We start from the raw sequence: 18,255 nt of genomic DNA on the forward strand, positions 1-18,255 counted from the left end.
GCCCATCCAGGCGGCGCCGGCCAGCGCGCAGGCGCCCAGGCCGATGCCGGCGGCGAGCCAGCCAGTGCGTTTGCTGATGCGTGCCATGCTTATTGCTCGCGTTTCGTCAGGTAGGCGTTGAAGCCATGGTCCATATAGGCGGACAGCGGCAATTCGTCGGACAGCACGGCGGCATCGATTTCTGCCAGTTCGGCAATATGTTGTTCCTGCTCAAACTGATAAATGCCCACCATGCCGCCGACCAGCAGCAGCAGCGGGATGATGACGCTCATGCGGCCCAGCCATGACAGCGGTTCGACCAGCAAATGGCTGGCGATGCCGGCCAAGACGTCCTTGCGCACGGCGACGGCGGCCGGCGCATCGGCTTTCTTGCGCGACAGGGCCAGCTTGCGTGCCGCTGCCAGGCGGTCGGTGGTCGAGGCGGGCAGGTCGTCGAGTTTTTCGTTCAGTGCATGGCGCACTTTGTAAGCGAAATTGAGATCGTCGGTGTTCATAATTTTATTCCCTTGGCTTTCAGCGATTCGGCGAGCGTGTGGGTAGCTCTGGAGCAATGTGTTTTCACGCTACCTTCGGAGCAACCCATCGCCTCCGCTGTTTCAGCCACATCCATGTCCTGCCAATAACGCATGAGGAACGCTTCGCGTTGACGTGCAGGCAGTTTTTGTACCTCTTCATCAATCAAATCAAGGATTTGCGCGCGTTCGACCTGATCGGCCGAAGATTCTGCGGCGCTGCTGCCCTGTTCGGCTTCATACGTGTCCAATAGTTCAAAATCGTCATGCTCGTCGCCGGAAGATTTCATGCCGGAAAACAGGCTGACCCAGGTGTTGCGGACTTTTTCTCTGCGGAAATAGTCCAGTATGGTGTTCTGCAAAATACGCTGGAACAACATCGGCAGTTCGGCGGCCGGCTTGTCGCCGTATTTCTCGGCCAGCTTGATCATCGCATCCTGCACGATATCGAGCGCCGATTCATCCTTGCGGACCGCGTAGGCGGCCTGCTTGAAAGCGCGCCGCTCGACATTTTCTAGAAAGTCGGATAATTCTTTGTCTGTTGCCATGCGGTATGGGGCGAGCTAGCGGCTGCGTGTGCTGTGGGCGAAATGGAGGCGGGACTGCATTTTGTAAACTGAGGCATGCTAGCAAAAAATGTGCGTTTCCGCATGGTTTTTGCACCTTGCATGAGCAAAAAGGCATTTCCGCTGACATTTTCCTTGACCATAATGGTGCGACGCGATAACGTATGGGACGCTTTGAACACCCCAAAGCTGTATGGTCAGGTCGCGACCGGCACACAACGCCATCCGCGGCAAGACGCGCTTTCATTTGTAGGCAGTTTGTTCTAACCCGCGCCACAAGCGCGAGCGGTTCGTTCAGGCGCCACAGAAACTCCGGCCAAACGAGTTGCGTTAAGCGTTGTTTTGTAAGGTATCTATGGGTGCCCAAAGAAATGCCGTGACCGCATGAAAAGGGAAGCAGGAGCACTGTCGCGCACAGCGAACTTCGTCAGGAAAGAACATCCGATCAATCTCCAATGGACCTTGAAAGGAATGTTTCATGAATACCGAAGCAACAGGACCCATGACCGGCGCAGAAATTGTCGTGCGCTGTCTGGCTGAAGAGGGCGTCGAGCACGTCTTTGGATATCCGGGCGGAGCCGTACTCTACATCTACGACGCCATCTTCCAGCAAAACAAATTCCAGCATATCCTGGTACGCCACGAGCAGGCCGCGATCCACGCCGCCGATGCCTATTCGCGCAGCTCGAACAAAGTCGGTGTCGCCATCGTCACGTCCGGTCCGGGCGTCACGAATGCCGTCACGGGCCTGTCGACCGCCTATATGGACTCGATTCCCATGGTGGTGATCTCCGGCCAGGTGCCGAGCCACGCCATTGGCCAGGATGCGTTCCAGGAATGCGATACCGTGGGCATCACGCGCCCCGTCGTCAAGCACAACTTCCTCGTCAAGGACGTCAAGGACCTGGCAGCGACGATCAAGAAAGCCTTCTTTATCGCCCGCACTGGCCGTCCCGGCCCCGTGCTGGTGGATATCCCGAAGGATATCAGCATGCACAAATGCCATTTCGACTACCCGAAGGAAGTCGAGATGCGTTCCTACCGTCCCGTGGACAAGGGCCATTCGGGCCAGATCCGCAAGGCCGTGCAATTGCTGCTGCAAGCCGAACGCCCGATGATCTACACGGGCGGCGGCGTGATCCTGGCGAATGCCTCGGCCGAGCTGAACAAGCTGGTTGACCGCCTGGGTTTCCCTTGCACCAACACCTTGATGGGCCTGGGCGCCTACCGCGCCTCGAGCGAGCAGTTTGTCGGCATGCCCGGCATGCACGGCACCTACGAAGCGAACATGGCGATGCAGAACTGCGACGTGCTGATCGCCATCGGCGCGCGTTTCGATGACCGCGTGATCGGCAACCCGAAACACTTCGCCTCGCATCCGCGCAAGATCATCCACGTGGACATCGATCCATCGTCGATTTCCAAGCGCGTGAAGGTCGATATTCCCATCGTCGGCAACGTCAAGGATGTGCTGATCGAGTTCCTCGCGCAGCTTGACGCGGCCGAAGCCAAGCCGAACGTCAGTGCATTGAGCAACTGGTGGAAGCAGATCGCCGAATGGCGTGGCCGCGAATGCCTGAAATACCCGACCTCCGACCTGGTCATCAAGCCGCAATCGGTGGTCGAGAAAGTCTTCCAGATCACCAAGGGCGATGCCTTCATCACGTCCGACGTGGGCCAGCACCAGATGTGGGCGGCGCAGTACTACCGCTTCGACAAGCCGCGCCGCTGGATCAATTCCGGTGGCCTGGGCACCATGGGGGTCGGCTTGCCGTACGCCATGGGCGTGCAGATGGCCAACCCGGACGCCACCGTTGCCTGCATCACGGGCGAAGGCTCGATCCAGATGTGCATCCAGGAGCTCGCCACGTGCAAGCAGTATCACCTGACGCCGAAGATCATCATGCTCAACAACCGTTTCCTCGGCATGGTGCGCCAGTGGCAGGAAATCGATTACGGCTCGCGCTATTCCGAGTCGTACATGGATTCGCTGCCGGACTTTGAAAAACTGGCCGAAGCATATGGCCACGTGGGCATGAAAATTGAAAAACCGGGCGACGTCGACGGCGCCCTGAAAGAGGCGTTTGGCATGAAAGACAGGCTGGTATTCATGAACTTCATTACCGACCAGTCCGAAAACGTGTGGCCAATGGTGAAAGCCGGCAAGGGCCTGTCCGAAATGATGCTCGGCTCGGAGGATCTCTGATCATGCGCCATATTATTTCTGTCTTGCTGGAAAACGAAGCGGGTGCCCTGTCGCGCGTGGTGGGCCTGTTCTCGGCACGCGGCTACAACATCGAAACATTGACCGTGGCGCCGACGGAAGATTCGACCTTGTCGCGCATGACCATCGTCACCAGCGGCTCGGACGACATCATCGAGCAGATCACCAAGCACTTGAACCGCCTCATCGAGGTGGTCAAGGTGGTTGACCTGACCGAAGGCCAGCATATCGAACGCGAGTTGATGCTGATCAAGGTCCGTGCCGTGGGCAAGGAGCGCGAGGAAATGAAGCGCACCGCCGATATCTTCCGTGGCCGCATCATCGATGTCACCGAAAAGACGTACACGATCGAGCTGACGGGCAACAAGGTCAAGCTGGACGCGTTCATCGATTCGATCGACCGCGCCGCCATCCTGGAAACCGTCCGCACGGGCGGTTCCGGCATCGGCCGCGGCGAACGCATCCTCAAAGTATAAAAATATAAGCAGCACTACGCGGCCCTGGCGCCGCATTTAAAACAACAACGCATCATCAAATATATAGGAAATACCATGAAAGTTTTTTTACGACAAAGACGCTGACCTCTCCTTGATCAAAGGCAAAAACGTGGCCATCATCGGCTACGGTTCGCAAGGCCATGCTCACGCGCAAAACCTGAACGATTCGGGCGTCAACGTCACCGTCGGCCTGCGCAAGGGCGGCGCTTCCTGGACCAAGGTCGAGCAAGCGGGCCTGAAAGTGGCGGAAGTCAACGACGCCGTGAAAGCGGCCGACGTCATCATGATCTTGCTGCCGGATGAAAACATCGCCCAGGTCTACAACGAAAACATCGCGCCGTTCGCCAAGCAAGGTGCCGTGCTGGCCTTCGCCCACGGCTTCAACGTGCATTACGGCCAAGTCGTGCCACGCGCCGACCTGGACGTGATCATGGTCGCGCCGAAAGCGCCAGGCCACACCGTGCGCGCCACCTACACCCAGGGTGGCGGCGTGCCGCACCTGATCGCCGTGTACCAGGACAAATCGGGCATCGCCCGCGATATCGCCCTGTCGTACGCCTCGGCCAACGGCGGCGGCCGTGCCGGCATCATCGAAACGAACTTCCGCGAAGAAACCGAAACGGACTTGTTCGGTGAACAGGCCGTGCTGTGCGGCGGCGCCGTGGAACTGATCAAGGCCGGCTTCGAAACCCTGACGGAAGCGGGCTACGCGCCTGAAATGGCTTATTTCGAGTGCTTGCACGAACTGAAGCTGATCGTCGACCTGATCTATGAAGGCGGCATCGCCAACATGAACTACTCGATCTCGAACAACGCCGAATACGGCGAATACGTGACCGGCCCGAAAGTCGTGACCTCGGCCACCAAGGATGCGATGCGTCAATGCCTGAAAGACATCCAGACGGGCGAATACGCGAAGAGCTTCATCCTGGAAAACAAGGCAGGCGCACCGACCCTGATCTCGCGCCGCCGTTTGACGTCCGAGCACCAGATCGAAGAAGTGGGCGCGAAACTGCGCGCCATGATGCCTTGGATCGCCAAGAACAAGATGGTTGACCAGTCGAAAAACTAAGCAGTATCGTTCTTCACAAGAAGCCGGCGCAAGCCGGCTTTTTTTGCGCCTCGCCTGGCAGGCAACATCCGTTACAATCGAGGCCAGTCCACCATACCGTCAGCGCCATGCTTGTTTTTTCTAAAGTTTTTGTCGGCAATCTCCATGTGCTCAAGCGCCCCTTCCCCGTCACCATCAGCTGCTGGTTTCTGATTTTCGGCTCCCTGTCAGCGCTGGTGTCGGCCTGCCTTGGCCGCAACGATTCCGCCAGGCTGGCCGGGATGGCGGACGGCGTGATTCCCGCCGAGGTGCAATACGCGATTATGATCTTCAGCATGGGCATTACCCTGGTGGCAGCGCTGGCCATGCTGCAAAGGCTGCGTGGCGCCCGCACCGTATATCTGGTGTGGGGCGTGATCGATACTGCGATCTGCCTGGCGAGCGTGCCGCTGAAGATGAACGTGCTGCCTGGCACGCTCATGTTCGCCGTCATCTGCGCCGTCCTGTACAGCCCGAAATCGAATGCCTGGTTTTCGCCACGCAAGGCGGCCAATGATGCCAGCATGACGCCAGCGTGAGCGCGCTGTTTTGGCGCGCACGCTTTTCGCCCGCCTCCTGTCTTTTCATCTTCCTATATAATCCCGCCCTTCCTTTGCAGTTTCCTGTGGACTGCATCTGTTTCGGTATCTGCCGACCGCAACGCGCATCACCGCTTTCGTAGCACGCCAGGCGCTGGCTTACCAGCTGCCTGCGCAATCTGAAGGACCCCTATGACTGACCGCACCACCACCGCAGTACCCATGCCGGGCACTGCCGAATCCTCCGTTGCCGAACGGCTTCCCGTGCTGGCCTTGCTGGCCCTGGCGATGACGGCGTTTCTCGCTCTATTGTCGGAAACCTTGCCGGCCGGACTGCTGCCGCAGATTGCCCGCGACTTGAATATTTCCGAAGTCATGACGGGCCAGCTGGTCACCGTCTATGCCATCGGTTCCATCCTGACGGCGATCCCGCTGACGGCCCTGACGAGCGGCTGGCGCCGGCGCAATGTCTTGCTGCTGGCCATCATCGGCTTCTTGATCTTCAACACGGCGACGGCCCTGGCGCCCAACTATATGGTTGCCCTGGCCTCGCGCTTCGTCACCGGCATGGCGGCCGGCCTGGCCTGGGGCTTGATGGCCGGCTATGCGCGCCGCATGGTCAGTGTCGAGCAGCAGGGCAGGGCGATGGCCATTGCCATGATCGGCACGCCGCTGGCCCTGTCCTTGGGCGTGCCGCTGGGCACCTTGATGGGGGGCGTGCTGGGCTGGCGCAGCATCTTCGGCATCATGTCCGGCCTGGCCGTGGTGCTGGTCGCGTGGGTATTGCTGGCCGTGCCTGATTATCCGGGGCAAAAGAATGGCGAACGCCTGAGCATCCGGCAAGTATTCATGACGCCGGGCGTGCGGCCGATCCTGTTTGTCATCGTCGCGTGGATGCTGGCGCATAATATTTTATATACCTATATCGCGCCGTTCCTGGCGCCGTCCGGCTTGCGTCCGCGCGTCGACCTGGTGCTGCTCGTGTACGGCGTGGGCTCGCTGGCCGGCATCTGGCTGGTCAGCCAGCTGATCGACCGCTGGCTGCGCACTCTGGTGCTGGGCTGCATTGCCGCCTTTGCCGTGGTGGTGGTCGTGCTGGGACTGGCGATGGACTCTCCCATCGTCATCTATGTCAGCATGGCCATCTGGGGCATCACCTTCGGCGGCGCCGGCACCTTGCTGCAGACGGCGTCGGCCGACGCGGCCGGCGACGGCATGGATGTGGCGCAAGCGATGGTGGCGACGATCTGGAACGTGGCCATCGCGGGCGGCGGCCTGGCGGGCGGCATGCTGCTCGACGGTTATGGCGCGGCGTCGTTCCCGTGGGCCATGCTGGCCTTGCTGCTGGTGGCCTTGACCATCGCCTGGCGCGCGCGCCGCTACAGCTTCAAGCCGGGCCGGCGCAGCGGCGGCGTGGTGGCGGGACATTGATATCATCGTCATATAAAATAACGTTGTTATTAAAATGTGAGCAGATGTGACTGGCAAGCGCATTTTGTGACGATTTGTTAATTTGCGCCACGGGAAGTTTCGAGGCGTTAGAATCTACACAGTTTGACAAGTTTCTCAAGTGAAATGGGACAGTGCATTGCACCGTCCCGTTCCTGATTGTCAGCCACTAATTAACCACCTAGGAGTACCCCATGACCGTGATGAAATCCGTCCTTGTTGCTGCCGCAGCCACCGTTGCCCTGAGCGCACAAGCCCAATCCTTGCCGACCAACGGCACCCTGGTGGTCGTACCCGCATTTGGCGAAGTCAAACATGTTAACGACCAGGTCGTTGCGACCCTGGCTGTCGAAGAGCAGGACAAGGACAAGGCGGCCGCAGCGTCGCGTGTCAACCAGAAGATGAACAAGGGTATCGCCATCGTCAAGCAGGCCGATCCGTCGGCGGCACTGAAATCGTATGGCTACTACACCTACCCCGTGTATCCGGAAGAACGTCCATTGCCGGCCGGCGCCGTGGCCAAGCCGCGCCTGCCGACGGCCTGGCGTGTCGGCCAGTACCTGGAAGTGACAACGGCCAACCTGGCGGGCCTGCCAAAAACCGTGTCGGCGGCGCAAGGCGTGCTGACCCTGAACGGCCTGAATTTCGGCTTGAAGCCGGAAACCATCCGCTTGCTGGACGACCAGCGCATCGCCGCCACGTATAAAAACCTCAACGAGCGCGTGGCCGCCATCGCCAAGGCCATGGGACGCAATGTGTCGGACGCCGTGCTCGACACCGTTGACTTTGAAGGTTCGGGCAATTACGCCACTGAAAACCGTCCGGCCGCCGCACCGATGATGATGCGCAGCGCCAAGATGAGCGAAGACAGCGCCGTTGCCGAACCAAGTTTTGAACCAGGCGAAACCACGCTTGACATGCGTGTCGTCGGCAAGGTCAAGTTCAAGTAAGCGCGCCGTATTGCGTGTTGTATTGCTCCCGCGCGCCGCTCCCTGCGGCCGCGGCAGCGCGGTGCCATGTACATTGCGACATAGCAACTCTTTCCGCGCTAGAATGTCTTAGTAAAAAGCCATGGTGCAGTCCTGTGCCATGCGCCGCCTGTAAATTCCCTAGGAGAAATGAATGACCGTCATGAAATCGATGCTGGCAGTTGCCGCCGCTACCGTTGTCCTGTCCGCCCAGGCGCAAAGCCTGCCTGCTTCCGGCACCCTCGTGGTGGTGCCTGCCAATGGCGAAGTGGTGCATGCGAATGACCAGGTCACCGTCACCCTGGCCATCGAAGAGCAGGACAAGGACAAGGCCGCGGCCGCGTCGCGCGTGAACCAGAAAATGAACCAGGGCGTGGCCATCGTCAAGAAGGCCGATCCGCAAGCTGTGCTGAAAACCCAGGGCTACTATACGTATGCCGTGTACCCGGAAACGGGGCCTTTGCCGGCCGGTGCCGTCGCCAAGCCTAGAGTGCCGACGGGCTGGCGCGTTGGTCAGTATCTGCAGGTGACGACGACCAACTTGGCCGCCTTGCCGAAAACCGTGTCGGCGGCGCAAGGCGTGCTGACTCTGAACCGCCTGAATTTCGGCCTGGCGCCGGCCACCGTGCGCAAGCTCGATGACCAGCGTATCGCTGCCGCCTACAAGAACCTCAACGAGCGCGTGGCCGCCATCGCTGGCGCCATGGGCCGCAATGTCAACGATGCGGTGATCGATACCATCGATTTCGAAGGTTCGGGCAACTACGCGCAGCGCGTCAACGTGACGGGAGCGCGCAACATGAGCGCCGATGCCGTGGCGTATGGCGGCAACCAGGTGGCCGAACCGAGCTTCGAAGCGGGCGAAACCACCCTGAACATGGGTCTGGTGGCCAAGGTCAAGTTCAAATAGGCCTTGAACAGGCGTCAATATTGCCAGCTTGATGCCGCCGCGCTTTTCTTTGGCGGTGGCTCCTCTATAATGGCAACATCGGCAGGCGCATGGTGTAGTCGCCATGCGCCTGCCTTCTGGCACCGAATCCCCGGCAGTACACAAGATATGGAACAACATGGCAAACTTCCCCCGTCGTAGAGGCAAGAACGGCACTCCCGCAGCATCCAAAGCTTCCCGCTTCAGCAAATTCGTGCGCCAGCCGGTGGCCGATGGCGCGGGCAAGAAAACCTTGCGCCGCCGCGGCATCTATCTGTTGCCGAATGCCTTCACGACGGCAGCCCTGTTTTGCGGCTTTTACGCCATCGTCATGGCCATGAACCAGAAATTCGAACACGCGGCCTGGGCCATTTTCATTGCCATGATCCTCGACGGCCTCGATGGCCGCATCGCGCGCCTGACAAATACCCAGAGCGAATTCGGTGCCCAGTACGACAGCCTGTCCGACATGGTCTCGTTTGGCGCCGCGCCGGCGCTGGTGATCTACGAATGGTCGCTGCGCGGCATGGGCAAGCTGGGCTGGCTGGCCGCCTTCGTCTACTGCGCCGGCGCGGCCTTGCGCCTGGCCCGCTTCAACACGAATATCCAGGTGGTCGACAAGCGCTTCTTCCAGGGCTTGCCCAGCCCGGCGGCGGCGGCCATGGTGGCCGGTTTCATCCTGCTCATGAATGACCTGGAATTCGCCGGCAACCAGCTGGCCTGGGTCTCGTGGACGATCGCCCTGTTCGCCGGCCTGACCATGGTCACCAACGTGCCGTTCTACAGCTTCAAGGATGTGAACTTCCGCAAGTCCGTGCCCTTCATCGTCGTATTCCTGCTGGCACTGTTCTTCGCCCTGATTTCCATCGACCCGCCGAAAGTGCTGTTCCCGATTTTCGTTGCCTATGGCTTGTCCGGCTATGCCGTGTTCTTCTGGCGCATGGCGAAAGGCAAGCCGGTCAGCATCATCCAGACGGACCCGGAGCACTGACGACACCCTGGGCCGGTAGCCACTTCTTTCCATAGCGAGGAGCAGCCATGACTAGCAATAACCGGCTCATCATTTTTGACACCACCCTGCGCGACGGCGAGCAATCGCCGGGCGCTTCCATGACGCGCGAAGAAAAACTGCGCATCGCCAAGCAGCTCGAACGCATGAAGGTCGATGTGATCGAAGCGGGCTTCGCCGCCGCCTCGCAGGGCGACTTCGAGTCGATCCGCGCGATTGCCGGCGCCGTGCGCGAACCGACCATCTGCTCGCTGTCGCGCGCCAACGACCGCGATATCGCCCGCGCCGCCGAAGCGCTGGCACCCGCCGAACGCAAGCGCATCCACACTTTTATCGCCACCTCGCCGCTGCACATGCAGATGAAGCTGCGCATGACGCCCGAGCAGGTGTTATTGCAGGCGCAGAACGCCGTGCGCTACGCGCGCCAGTTTACGGACGACATCGAATTCAGTCCCGAGGACGGCAGCCGCTCGGACGAGGATTTTTTGTGCCGCGTGCTGGAAGCCGTGATCGCCGAAGGCGCCACTACCATCAATTTCCCCGATACGGTGGGCTACGCCGTGCCTGAAATCTTCGGCAACACCATCAAGCGCTTGCGCGAACGCATCCCGAATGCTGACAAGGCTGTCTGGTCCGTGCATTGCCATAACGACCTGGGCCTGGCGGTGGCCAATTCGCTGGCCGGTGCCATGATTGGCGGCGCGCGGCAGATCGAGTGCACCATCAATGGCCTGGGCGAACGGGCCGGCAACACGGCGCTGGAAGAGGTGGTGATGGCGCTGCGCACGCGCGCCGCGTATTACAACCTGACGGTGGGCATCGACACGACGCAGATCGTGGCGGCCTCGAAGATGGTGTCGCAGATCACGGGCTTTGCCGTGCAGCCGAACAAGGCGGTCGTCGGCGCAAACGCTTTTGCGCACGCGTCCGGCATCCACCAGGATGGCATCTTGAAGGCGCGCGAGACGTATGAAATCATGCGCGCCGAAGACGTGGGCTGGACGGCCAACAAGATCGTGCTGGGCAAATTGTCGGGCCGCAATGCCTTCAAGCAGCGCCTGCAGGAGCTGGGCATCGCGCTGGAATCGGAAACGGAAGTGAACGCCGCCTTTGCCCGCTTCAAGGAACTGGCGGACCGGAAATCCGAGATTTTTGACGAAGACATCATGGCCCTCGTCAGCGAGGAACAGCAGGCGCAGGTGAGTGAGCACTACCGTTTCATTTCATTGGCGCAGCAGTCGACCACGGGCGCCGTGCCCCGGGCCCGCGTGGAATTCATCGCCGGCGGTGAACAGCTGAGCTGTGAAGGGCAGGGCGACGGCCCAGTCGACGCCACAGTGAACGCCATCGAAAGCGCGGCCGCCAGCGGCGCGGAGCTGGTCTTGTTTTCCGTCAATGCCATCAGCACGGGCACGCAGTCGCAGGGGGAAGTGACCATGCGCTTGTCGCGCGACGGACGCATCGTCAACGGCGTGGGTGCCGACCCGGACATCATTGTCGCGTCGGCCAAGGCGTATTTGTCGGCACTCAATAAACTGCACGCCAAGGATGAGCGCATCGATCCCCAGCCGTAGGATGGACGCCTGATTAAACCTGCTGCGCGTCGCGCTTTGCGGCCGGCGATGCTCACCGTGCTCTAGCACGGCTGCGCTTCTCGGCCCAAAGGGGGGGGGGGCACCGAGCCTTACTGCCGCTCGCTACGGTTTTATCTGGCGTCGTTGCGCTAGTAATATATCACCAGAAGAAGCGCCGCTCTTCCTTGGCGGGATCGGGCCCGTTCATCATCATGCGCACGATGCCATCGTGGTCGAAGTGCACATGCATCATGGAATCCCACACGCCCGACTCCTTGTAGCGGTAGGACCAGACATGCAGTTTCGGCAGCGCCAGATAGGATTTTTCCGTCGGCCGGCCCAGGGTGTGCAGCACGTCCTGCTGGGTCGACACGCCGACCTTGATCCTGGCGAAGCCTGGCGTGTCGAGCACTTGCTCGTAGGAAATGAGCCTGTCGTCGGGGCCGAAGCGGGCCATGTAGGTGTACTGGCCATATGGGCCCGTGGCGTATTCAAGCTCGGGACCGGTGGGCAGCTGGTAGATCGCCGTCGGCCGGCCCAGGCGTGCTTCCACGGCGGCGCGCGGTTCGCCCGGCTGGGGCGGCGGGGCGTTCCAGCTGGCGCAGCCGGCCAGCGCGGCAAATAGCAGCGGCGTTGCTAATTTGAGCAGTTTTTTCATGTTTGACCTCCTGAAATGCAGGAAAAACCTATCATGCACCGAGAAAAGCCCGCACGGCAGGATACAGGCGGGCTTTTTTCCGATATACTTGCGCGTCTGGTTTGTAGCTAGGGCCAGTATTTTAATAATCGTAGTTCACGGTGGATAGGGTTCAGACTCTGTGCACCGCATGTGAAAGGTTTATCATGACAGTAGAAAACATCAACAAAGCCGCTATCATCGCGGACAACGCACGTGGTCAAAACGACACCGGCTCCCCTGAAGTGCAAGTTGCACTGCTGACAGCTCGTATCAACGAACTGAACGGCCACTTCAAAGCCCACTCGAAAGATCACCACTCCCGCCGCGGCCTGATCATGATGGTCAACCGTCGTAAGAGCCTGTTGTCCTACCTGAAGGCTAAAGACGCTACCCGTTATCGCGACCTGATCGCTAAACTTGGTCTGCGCAAGTAATTTTTGCCGTACAAGGTTTATACAGAAATGCCTGCGCCAGTTCGCTGACGCGGGCATTTTGTCATTTGAAATCCGGATTTTTGTCGGCAAGTGCAGTATTCTCTACCGATATCATGTTTTAAAAGTAAAGTAGTAAAGGCGGCAACGGTGTTTCCGCCGCCTGTGGTGAGGTGAACGACAGCCCCTGAAAATCTGTCGGCAATTAGAAAAGGGATACCCCATGTTTAACAAAGTTACGAAAACCTTCCAGTACGGTCAACACCAAGTGACCCTGGAAACCGGCGAAATCGCACGTCAGGCATCCGGCGCAGTGCTGGTGTCGATCGAAGATACCGTCGTTCTGGCAACGGTAGTGGCACGCAAAGATGCCAAGCCAGGCCAGGATTTCTTCCCTTTGACGGTTGATTATGTCGAGAAAACCTATGCTGCCGGTAAAATTCCGGGCGGTTTTTTCAAGCGCGAAGGCCGTCCTTCCGAAAAAGAAACACTGACGTCGCGTCTGATCGACCGTCCTATCCGTCCGCTGTTCCCGGAAGGCTACCTGAATGAAGTGCAAGTCATCATTCACGTGTTGTCGGTCAACCCTGAAATCGATCCGGACATCGCCGCCATGATCGGCGCATCGGCCGCCCTGTGCGTATCGGGCGTGCCTTTCAACGGTCCTATCGGCGCCGCGCGCGTCGGTTACGCCAACGGCCAGTACATCCTGAACCCGACCGTCCAGCAACTGAAAACGTCGGAAATGGACCTGGTTGTCGCCGGTACCGAAACGGCCGTGCTGATGGTTGAATCGGAAGCGAAACAGCTGTCCGAAGAAATCATGCTGGGCGCCGTGGTCTTCGGCCACGACCAGATGAAAGTCGTCATCGACGCGATTCACGACCTGGTGCGTGACGGCGGCAAGCCGGAAGTGGAATGGGCGCCTGCGCCGAAAAACGAAGCACTGATCGCCCGCGTCGCGCATTTCGCCAACGCCAAGATCAATGACGCGTATCAAACCAAGGACAAGCAGGAACGTACGGCCAAGCTGAAAGCAGCGACGTCGGAAGTCATCGCCGACCTGTCGGCTGAAGCGGCTGCCGGCGGCGGCGCGGCTATCGACAGCGCTGAAGTTAACAACATCCTGTTCGACATCGAAGCGAAAATCGTGCGTACGCAAATCCTGGACGGCGAGCCACGCATCGACGGCCGCGACACGCGCACCGTGCGTCCGATCTCGATCCGCACCAGCGTGCTGCCACGCACCCACGGTTCGGCCCTGTTCACGCGCGGCGAAACGCAGGCGCTGGTCGTGGCAACGTTGGGCACCGCCCGCGACAGCCAGAAGATCGATGCGCTGATGGGAGAGTTCACCGATTCGTTCATGCTGCATTACAACATGCCTCCGTTCGCCACCGGCGAAACGGGCCGCGTGGGTACGCCGAAACGCCGCGAAATCGGTCACGGCCGTCTGGCCAAGCGCGCGCTGATCGCCGCCCTGCCAGCAGCTGAAGAGTTCAGCTACTCGGTGCGCCTGGTATCGGAAATCACGGAATCGAACGGTTCCTCGTCGATGGCATCGGTGTGCGGCGGCTGCCTGGCGCTGATGGACGCCGGCGTGCCGATGAAAGAACACGTGGCCGGTATCGCCATGGGCCTGATCAAGGAAGGCGGCAAGTTTGCCGTGCTGTCCGACATCCTGGGCGACGAAGATCACCTGGGCGACATGGACTTCAAGGTAGCCGGTACCCGCAACGGTATCACGGCGCTGCAGATGGACATCAAGATCATGGGCATCACCAAGGAAATCATGCAAGTGGCACTGGCGCAAGCCAAGGAAGGCCGCGAGCACATCCTGGGCGAAATGCAAAAAGCCATGCCGCACGTCAAAACCGAACTGTCCGATTTCGCACCGCGTCTGATCACCATCAAGATCAACCCGGAAAAAATCCGTGACGTGATCGGCAAGGGCGGCGCCGTGATCCGCGCGCTGACCGAAGAGACGGGCACCCAGATCGACATCAGCGACGAAGGCGTGGTCACCATCGCTTCCGTCGACGCTGCTGCCGGCCAGGAAGCCAAGCGCCGCATCGAAGAACTGACCGCTTCCGTCGAAGTGGGCAAGACCTACGAAGGCACCGTGCTGAAACTGCTGGACTTCGGCGCCATCGTGCAAGTCATGCCAGGCAAGGACGGCCTGCTGCACATTTCGCAGATCGCCAACGAGCGCGTCAACGCCGTGGCCGACTACCTGAAAGAAGGCCAGCTGGTCCGCGTGAAAGTGCTGGAAACGGACGACCGCGGCCGTCTGAAGCTGTCGATGAAAGCTGCTGAAGGCAACGAAGCGCCAGCCGCTTAAGCTTCTTAGTCTGACTGCGGCCCCGGCCGCATGATCAAAACCGCCAGCGCGCAAGCCCTGGCGGTTTTTTTACGCCTGGTTTTTGCACCTTGTTTGCGCTGCATCGAAAGCGTGTGCCGGCTTGTGCATCGGCCTTGATCCAGCGCGTATCGGCCGCTGCCGCGCCTTGTAGATTCGGGAGGGGATAGGTCCCTGAACCAGTCTTCCAAGGAGATGCAGCATGTACACACTATGCCGGCTGGCCGCCGTCTTGCTGTTTGCCGTCTCGCCCGCTGCCTGGGCGCAGATGGACGGCGCGCCCACGCCCGTGCCGCTGCCGATACCGCTGGCCGCGGCCAGCACGGCCATGCCGGCGCAAGACATCGACGCCTTGCGCGCCGTACATGCGCGCGAAATCAATGACCTCAGCACTTTCAAGACGGTCGGTCTGCAGCGGGAAGTCATCGACCCGTATCTGGAAAGCGCGCCTGGCCAGCAATTCCTGCGCGAGCTGCGCGCCGCAGACCCGGCCGCTTCCGCCGATACCGTGTATGCGCGGGCCGTCGAACAGCTCGCTTCCGGCAGCACCTTGCCGGAGCAGCAGGCAATGGCGGCCGCGCTGGTGAAAATCGTGCCGCACGGCCAGAGCGTGTCGCCGTATTCGCCGTATTTCACCACCAGCGCGCAATTGCAGCAGGCATCTAGCCGCTGCCCCACCCTGGCCGACTGTTTCGGCCTGCCCTTGAAGAGCGAGGCGCCGCTGTATGATGTGTATCAGATCATGCCCAAGGGCACCGTCAACGTGTTCGTCAGCCAGGTGGCGCCGACCCAGGAGTTGGGCGGCCTGGTGCGGCGCCGTGGCGGCGCCCAGCAATATTTATTGCCAAACCGCAGCCTGTGGTCGGCGCCCGTGCTGGTTGGCACCATCAAGAATTGAGGAGGGGACATGGACCAGCAGCGATTGCAAGCCTGTGCCGCCGAACTGCAGCAAGTGCTGGCGCGCCTGGCGCCAGCCGACATGGAAGTGGCCGACCTGCGCAGCGCGCTCGAGCCGCTGCTGGCCCTGGCGGGCAGCGGCGCCCTGAGCGCGCCGCTGCCGTGGGGCGATATTCCAGGCGGGCGCTATTTCACGGAAGGCGGCCTGCGCCGGTACGCCGAGTTGGAGCAGGCGTTTGCGCGCTTTCGCATCGAGCTCACGGGTGGCGAATCGCCGGCCTTGCGCAAGCTGCGCGGCGATGTCTGATCCATAATTGTTTATGACCGCACGGTATCAATTGTTGTTTATGGGTAATTGATAGTCGGTATTGCTTGACGACAAAATCTTATTCCCTGACCATGGCGCATCCCTCCCGATTTTCTTTTTTTATTGGATGCACCATGTTGTCCTCCCTTAAGGCGCGGCTGATCGCCATCGCCGTTTCCATCGTCGTGCTGGCCATGCTGGCCGTCGCCATCGCCAACTTCTTTACTACCCGCTCAAGCACCCTGGCAGCGCTCGACACGCAGATGCTGCAGCTGTCGCACAGCCATGCGCAAGCCATTGCCGAATGGCTGCGTTCCAAGCAAGCCGTCGTCGCTTCGCTCAAGCAGGGCGCCACGGGCGCCGATCCCTTGCCGGCCCTCAAGGCGGCCGAGCAGGCGGGAACCTTCGACATGGCGTATATCGGCTTTGCCGACAAGCACGCCGTATTTTCGCAGGAGCGCCAGCGCGCGGCCGATTACGATCCCACGGCGCGGCCCTGGTACAAGCGGGCCTCCGAAGCGGGCGGCCCCATCATCACGGCGCCCTACATCGGCGCCAGTACGGGCAAGCTGGTGGTGACGTTTGCCGAGCCGCTGGGCGGCAAGGGCAGCGTCACGGGCGTGCTGGCGGCCGACGTGATGATGGATGCCGTGGTGCAAAACGTCGCCTCGATCAAGCCGACGGCGGCCAGCTATGGCTTCCTCGTCGATGGCGGCGGCAAGATCATCGCCCACCCGGATGGCAAGCTGACCCTGAAGCCGCTGGCCGAACTGGATCCGGGCCTGAGCGCACAGGCGCTGGCCGATATCGAAAAGAGCGGCGAAGGCGCCAGCATCCGTCTCGGCGGCCGCGACGGTATCTTGCACGTGAGTAAAGTGCCAGGCAGCGACTGGCTGCTGGCCACCGTGCTGGACCGCGCGGAAGCGACGCAGGCGCTCACGTCCATGCTGCGTGCCTCGGCCCTGACGGCCTTGCTGGTGCTGGTGCTGGCCGCGACGGCATTGAGCGCGCTGGTGGCGCGCGCCCTGCGCCGCCTGGGCCTGGTGCGCGACGCCATGGAAGCCATTGCCACCGGTGACGGCGACCTGACTAGCCGCCTCGACGCGGATGGGTCGGACGAGCTGGCGCAGATCGCCAAGGCTTTCAACTTGTTCGTTGAAAAGATCGCCACCGTGCTGGTGCAGATCCGCAGCATCAGCACCCTGGTGCGCAGCGAATCGGCCGACATTGCCGCTGGCAATGCCGACCTGTCCTCGCGCACGGAAGCGCAGGCGGGCGCGCTGGAAGAGACAGCGAGTTCCATGGATGAGCTGACCTCGACCGTGAAACAGAATGCGGAAAACGCGCATGCGGCCAATGAGCTGGCCGTCTCCGCTTCGGCCGTGGCGGCCAAGGGCGGCCAGGTGGTGCAGCAGGTGGTCGGCACCATGGCCGGCATCCAGGAAAGCTCGCGCAAGATCGTCGACATCATCGGCGTGATCGATGGCATTGCCTTCCAGACGAATATCCTGGCCCTGAACGCGGCCGTCGAGGCGGCGCGCGCGGGCGAGCAGGGCAGGGGCTTTGCCGTGGTGGCGTCCGAAGTGCGCAACCTGGCGCAGCGCTCGAGCCAGGCGGCCAAGGAAATCAAGGAACTGATCGGCGACTCGGTGGAAAAAGTCGATGCCGGCGGCCGCCTCGTCAATGAGGCGGGCCAGACCATGGATCAGGTAGTGGCGTCGGTACAGCAATTGACGACCATCATGAGCGAAATCACCGTGGCCAGCCGCGAACAGAGTGCCGGCATCGGCGAGATCAATACGGCCGTCACGCACATGGATACCATGACGCAGCAGAACGCTGCCCTGGTCGAGCAGGCGGCCGCCGCCGCGGAGAGCCTGCAGGAGCAAGCCGTGGACCTGGCGCAAGCCGTCGGCATGTTCCGCCTGGGCGATACGCCTGCGGCAGCGCCGGCATCCGCTCAGGTGGCGCGCCTGAAGGCGAAGCCAGCCGCTCCTGCGCCGCGCGCGCCGGCCCGCGCGCTGTCTCCTGCCAGGCCGGTGAGTGCAGTCAGGGCGGCCAAGTCCGGCGCCGACGAGTGGGAAGAGTTTTAAGCAGTCTCTGCTGGGAAATGCACGTCTATCCGCGTTTTTGTCAGGCCAGCCTGCCAAAAGCGCAGTTCGTCGCAATCGGCGTGCCGGCCGGGCGCGGTATGGCTATAGTCACACCATACCGCAAGCCCACTGC

General features: G+C 61.0%; 16 protein-coding genes and 1 pseudogene. 14 read left to right on the plus strand and 3 right to left on the minus strand.

Annotated features, from left to right (window positions below; translation table 11 throughout):
- Nucleotides 1-89: 89 nt before the first annotated feature.
- Both JaAD80_RS14930 and JaAD80_RS14935 read right to left on the minus strand, forming a co-directional pair.
- The gene (locus JaAD80_RS14930) at nucleotides 90-494 is read right to left on the minus strand and encodes a DUF3619 family protein (protein WP_102295105.1); all 405 of its coding nucleotides are present in this window, start codon (nucleotides 492-494) and stop codon (nucleotides 90-92) included.
- On the minus strand, nucleotides 491-1,060 hold the full coding sequence (locus JaAD80_RS14935; RefSeq protein ID WP_092795059.1) for an RNA polymerase sigma factor: 570 nt from the start codon (nucleotides 1,058-1,060) through the stop codon (nucleotides 491-493). Before JaAD80_RS14935 ends, JaAD80_RS14930 begins: the two co-directional genes overlap by 4 nt.
- 496 nt (nucleotides 1,061-1,556) lie before the next feature.
- Between JaAD80_RS14935 and JaAD80_RS14940 the strand changes: the two genes are divergently transcribed.
- The 9 genes and pseudogenes from JaAD80_RS14940 (at nucleotide 1,557) to JaAD80_RS14980 (ending at nucleotide 11,356) form a co-directional block, all read left to right on the plus strand.
- The gene (locus JaAD80_RS14940; RefSeq protein ID WP_180979431.1) at nucleotides 1,557-3,284 is read left to right on the plus strand and encodes an acetolactate synthase 3 catalytic subunit; all 1,728 of its coding nucleotides are present in this window, start codon (nucleotides 1,557-1,559) and stop codon (nucleotides 3,282-3,284) included.
- Between the two features lie 2 nt (nucleotides 3,285-3,286).
- Nucleotides 3,287-3,778: an acetolactate synthase small subunit gene (ilvN, locus tag JaAD80_RS14945; protein ID WP_010399754.1), complete on the plus strand. Its 492-nt coding sequence runs from the start codon at nucleotides 3,287-3,289 to the stop codon at nucleotides 3,776-3,778.
- A 79-nt stretch (nucleotides 3,779-3,857) separates the two neighbouring features.
- A pseudogene (gene ilvC / locus JaAD80_RS14950) lies at nucleotides 3,858-4,871 on the plus strand (ketol-acid reductoisomerase); the annotation flags it as partial.
- Nucleotides 4,872-4,978: 107 nt separating this feature from the next.
- Nucleotides 4,979-5,428, plus strand: a complete 450-nt coding sequence (locus JaAD80_RS14955) for a hypothetical protein (protein WP_146012398.1) — start codon at nucleotides 4,979-4,981, stop codon at nucleotides 5,426-5,428.
- 192 nt (nucleotides 5,429-5,620) lie between these two features.
- The gene (locus JaAD80_RS14960) at nucleotides 5,621-6,859 is read left to right on the plus strand and encodes an MFS transporter (RefSeq protein ID WP_180979432.1); all 1,239 of its coding nucleotides are present in this window, start codon (nucleotides 5,621-5,623) and stop codon (nucleotides 6,857-6,859) included.
- Between the two features lie 212 nt (nucleotides 6,860-7,071).
- Nucleotides 7,072-7,827: an SIMPL domain-containing protein gene (locus JaAD80_RS14965; RefSeq protein ID WP_102295114.1), complete on the plus strand. Its 756-nt coding sequence runs from the start codon at nucleotides 7,072-7,074 to the stop codon at nucleotides 7,825-7,827.
- Between the two features lie 172 nt (nucleotides 7,828-7,999).
- The gene (locus JaAD80_RS14970; RefSeq protein WP_102295115.1) at nucleotides 8,000-8,755 is read left to right on the plus strand and encodes an SIMPL domain-containing protein; all 756 of its coding nucleotides are present in this window, start codon (nucleotides 8,000-8,002) and stop codon (nucleotides 8,753-8,755) included.
- Nucleotides 8,756-8,912: 157 nt separating this feature from the next.
- Nucleotides 8,913-9,764 (plus strand): CDP-diacylglycerol--serine O-phosphatidyltransferase, encoded by an 852-nt coding sequence (pssA, locus tag JaAD80_RS14975; RefSeq protein WP_102295117.1) that lies wholly within the window; start codon nucleotides 8,913-8,915, stop codon nucleotides 9,762-9,764.
- 47 nt (nucleotides 9,765-9,811) lie between these two features.
- On the plus strand, nucleotides 9,812-11,356 hold the full coding sequence (locus JaAD80_RS14980; RefSeq protein ID WP_102295119.1) for a 2-isopropylmalate synthase: 1,545 nt from the start codon (nucleotides 9,812-9,814) through the stop codon (nucleotides 11,354-11,356).
- Nucleotides 11,357-11,516: 160 nt separating this feature from the next.
- On the opposite strand, the gene bamE is transcribed toward JaAD80_RS14980, so the two are convergent.
- Nucleotides 11,517-12,014 (minus strand): outer membrane protein assembly factor BamE, encoded by a 498-nt coding sequence (gene bamE, locus JaAD80_RS14985; protein WP_102295120.1) that lies wholly within the window; start codon nucleotides 12,012-12,014, stop codon nucleotides 11,517-11,519.
- 185 nt (nucleotides 12,015-12,199) lie between these two features.
- Between bamE and rpsO the strand changes: the two genes are divergently transcribed.
- The 5 genes from rpsO (at nucleotide 12,200) to JaAD80_RS15010 (ending at nucleotide 18,122) form a co-directional block, all read left to right on the plus strand.
- Entirely contained in the window at nucleotides 12,200-12,469 is a 270-nt protein-coding gene (gene rpsO, locus JaAD80_RS14990; RefSeq protein WP_010399743.1) for a 30S ribosomal protein S15, read from the plus strand.
- Between the two features lie 220 nt (nucleotides 12,470-12,689).
- On the plus strand, nucleotides 12,690-14,807 hold the full coding sequence (pnp, locus tag JaAD80_RS14995; RefSeq protein ID WP_102295122.1) for a polyribonucleotide nucleotidyltransferase: 2,118 nt from the start codon (nucleotides 12,690-12,692) through the stop codon (nucleotides 14,805-14,807).
- Nucleotides 14,808-15,027: 220 nt separating this feature from the next.
- Nucleotides 15,028-15,723 carry a hypothetical protein gene (locus JaAD80_RS15000; RefSeq protein ID WP_102295124.1) on the plus strand — a complete coding sequence of 232 codons (696 nt, stop codon included), beginning with the start codon at nucleotides 15,028-15,030 and terminating at the stop codon, nucleotides 15,721-15,723.
- Nucleotides 15,724-15,732: 9 nt separating this feature from the next.
- Complete coding sequence (locus tag JaAD80_RS15005; protein WP_102295126.1) at nucleotides 15,733-16,029, plus strand: hypothetical protein; 297 nt, start codon at nucleotides 15,733-15,735, stop codon at nucleotides 16,027-16,029.
- A gap of 134 nt (nucleotides 16,030-16,163) precedes the next feature.
- Nucleotides 16,164-18,122, plus strand: coding sequence for a methyl-accepting chemotaxis protein (locus JaAD80_RS15010; RefSeq protein ID WP_180979433.1), 1,959 nt, complete (start codon nucleotides 16,164-16,166; stop codon nucleotides 18,120-18,122).
- The last annotated feature ends 133 nt before the right edge of the window (nucleotides 18,123-18,255 follow it).

The sequence above is a fragment of the Janthinobacterium sp. AD80 genome, assembly GCF_002878455.1.
Classification (GTDB): domain Bacteria; phylum Pseudomonadota; class Gammaproteobacteria; order Burkholderiales; family Burkholderiaceae_D; genus Janthinobacterium.

Coding starts and splice junctions, on each gene's coding strand:
- JaAD80_RS14970 (WP_102295115.1), top strand. CDS start 8,000: ATGACCGTCATGAAATCGATGCTGGCAGTTGCCGCCGCTACCGTTGTC.
- JaAD80_RS14930 (WP_102295105.1), bottom strand. CDS start 494: ATGAACACCGACGATCTCAATTTCGCTTACAAAGTGCGCCATGCACTG.
- bamE (WP_102295120.1), bottom strand. CDS start 12,014: ATGAAAAAACTGCTCAAATTAGCAACGCCGCTGCTATTTGCCGCGCTG.
- JaAD80_RS15010 (WP_180979433.1), top strand. CDS start 16,164: ATGTTGTCCTCCCTTAAGGCGCGGCTGATCGCCATCGCCGTTTCCATC.
- JaAD80_RS14965 (WP_102295114.1), top strand. CDS start 7,072: ATGACCGTGATGAAATCCGTCCTTGTTGCTGCCGCAGCCACCGTTGCC.
- rpsO (WP_010399743.1), top strand. CDS start 12,200: ATGACAGTAGAAAACATCAACAAAGCCGCTATCATCGCGGACAACGCA.
- ilvN (WP_010399754.1), top strand. CDS start 3,287: ATGCGCCATATTATTTCTGTCTTGCTGGAAAACGAAGCGGGTGCCCTG.
- JaAD80_RS14960 (WP_180979432.1), top strand. CDS start 5,621: ATGACTGACCGCACCACCACCGCAGTACCCATGCCGGGCACTGCCGAA.
- pssA (WP_102295117.1), top strand. CDS start 8,913: ATGGCAAACTTCCCCCGTCGTAGAGGCAAGAACGGCACTCCCGCAGCA.
- JaAD80_RS14935 (WP_092795059.1), bottom strand. CDS start 1,060: ATGGCAACAGACAAAGAATTATCCGACTTTCTAGAAAATGTCGAGCGG.
- JaAD80_RS15005 (WP_102295126.1), top strand. CDS start 15,733: ATGGACCAGCAGCGATTGCAAGCCTGTGCCGCCGAACTGCAGCAAGTG.
- JaAD80_RS14955 (WP_146012398.1), top strand. CDS start 4,979: ATGCTTGTTTTTTCTAAAGTTTTTGTCGGCAATCTCCATGTGCTCAAG.
- JaAD80_RS15000 (WP_102295124.1), top strand. CDS start 15,028: ATGTACACACTATGCCGGCTGGCCGCCGTCTTGCTGTTTGCCGTCTCG.
- JaAD80_RS14980 (WP_102295119.1), top strand. CDS start 9,812: ATGACTAGCAATAACCGGCTCATCATTTTTGACACCACCCTGCGCGAC.
- JaAD80_RS14940 (WP_180979431.1), top strand. CDS start 1,557: ATGAATACCGAAGCAACAGGACCCATGACCGGCGCAGAAATTGTCGTG.
- pnp (WP_102295122.1), top strand. CDS start 12,690: ATGTTTAACAAAGTTACGAAAACCTTCCAGTACGGTCAACACCAAGTG.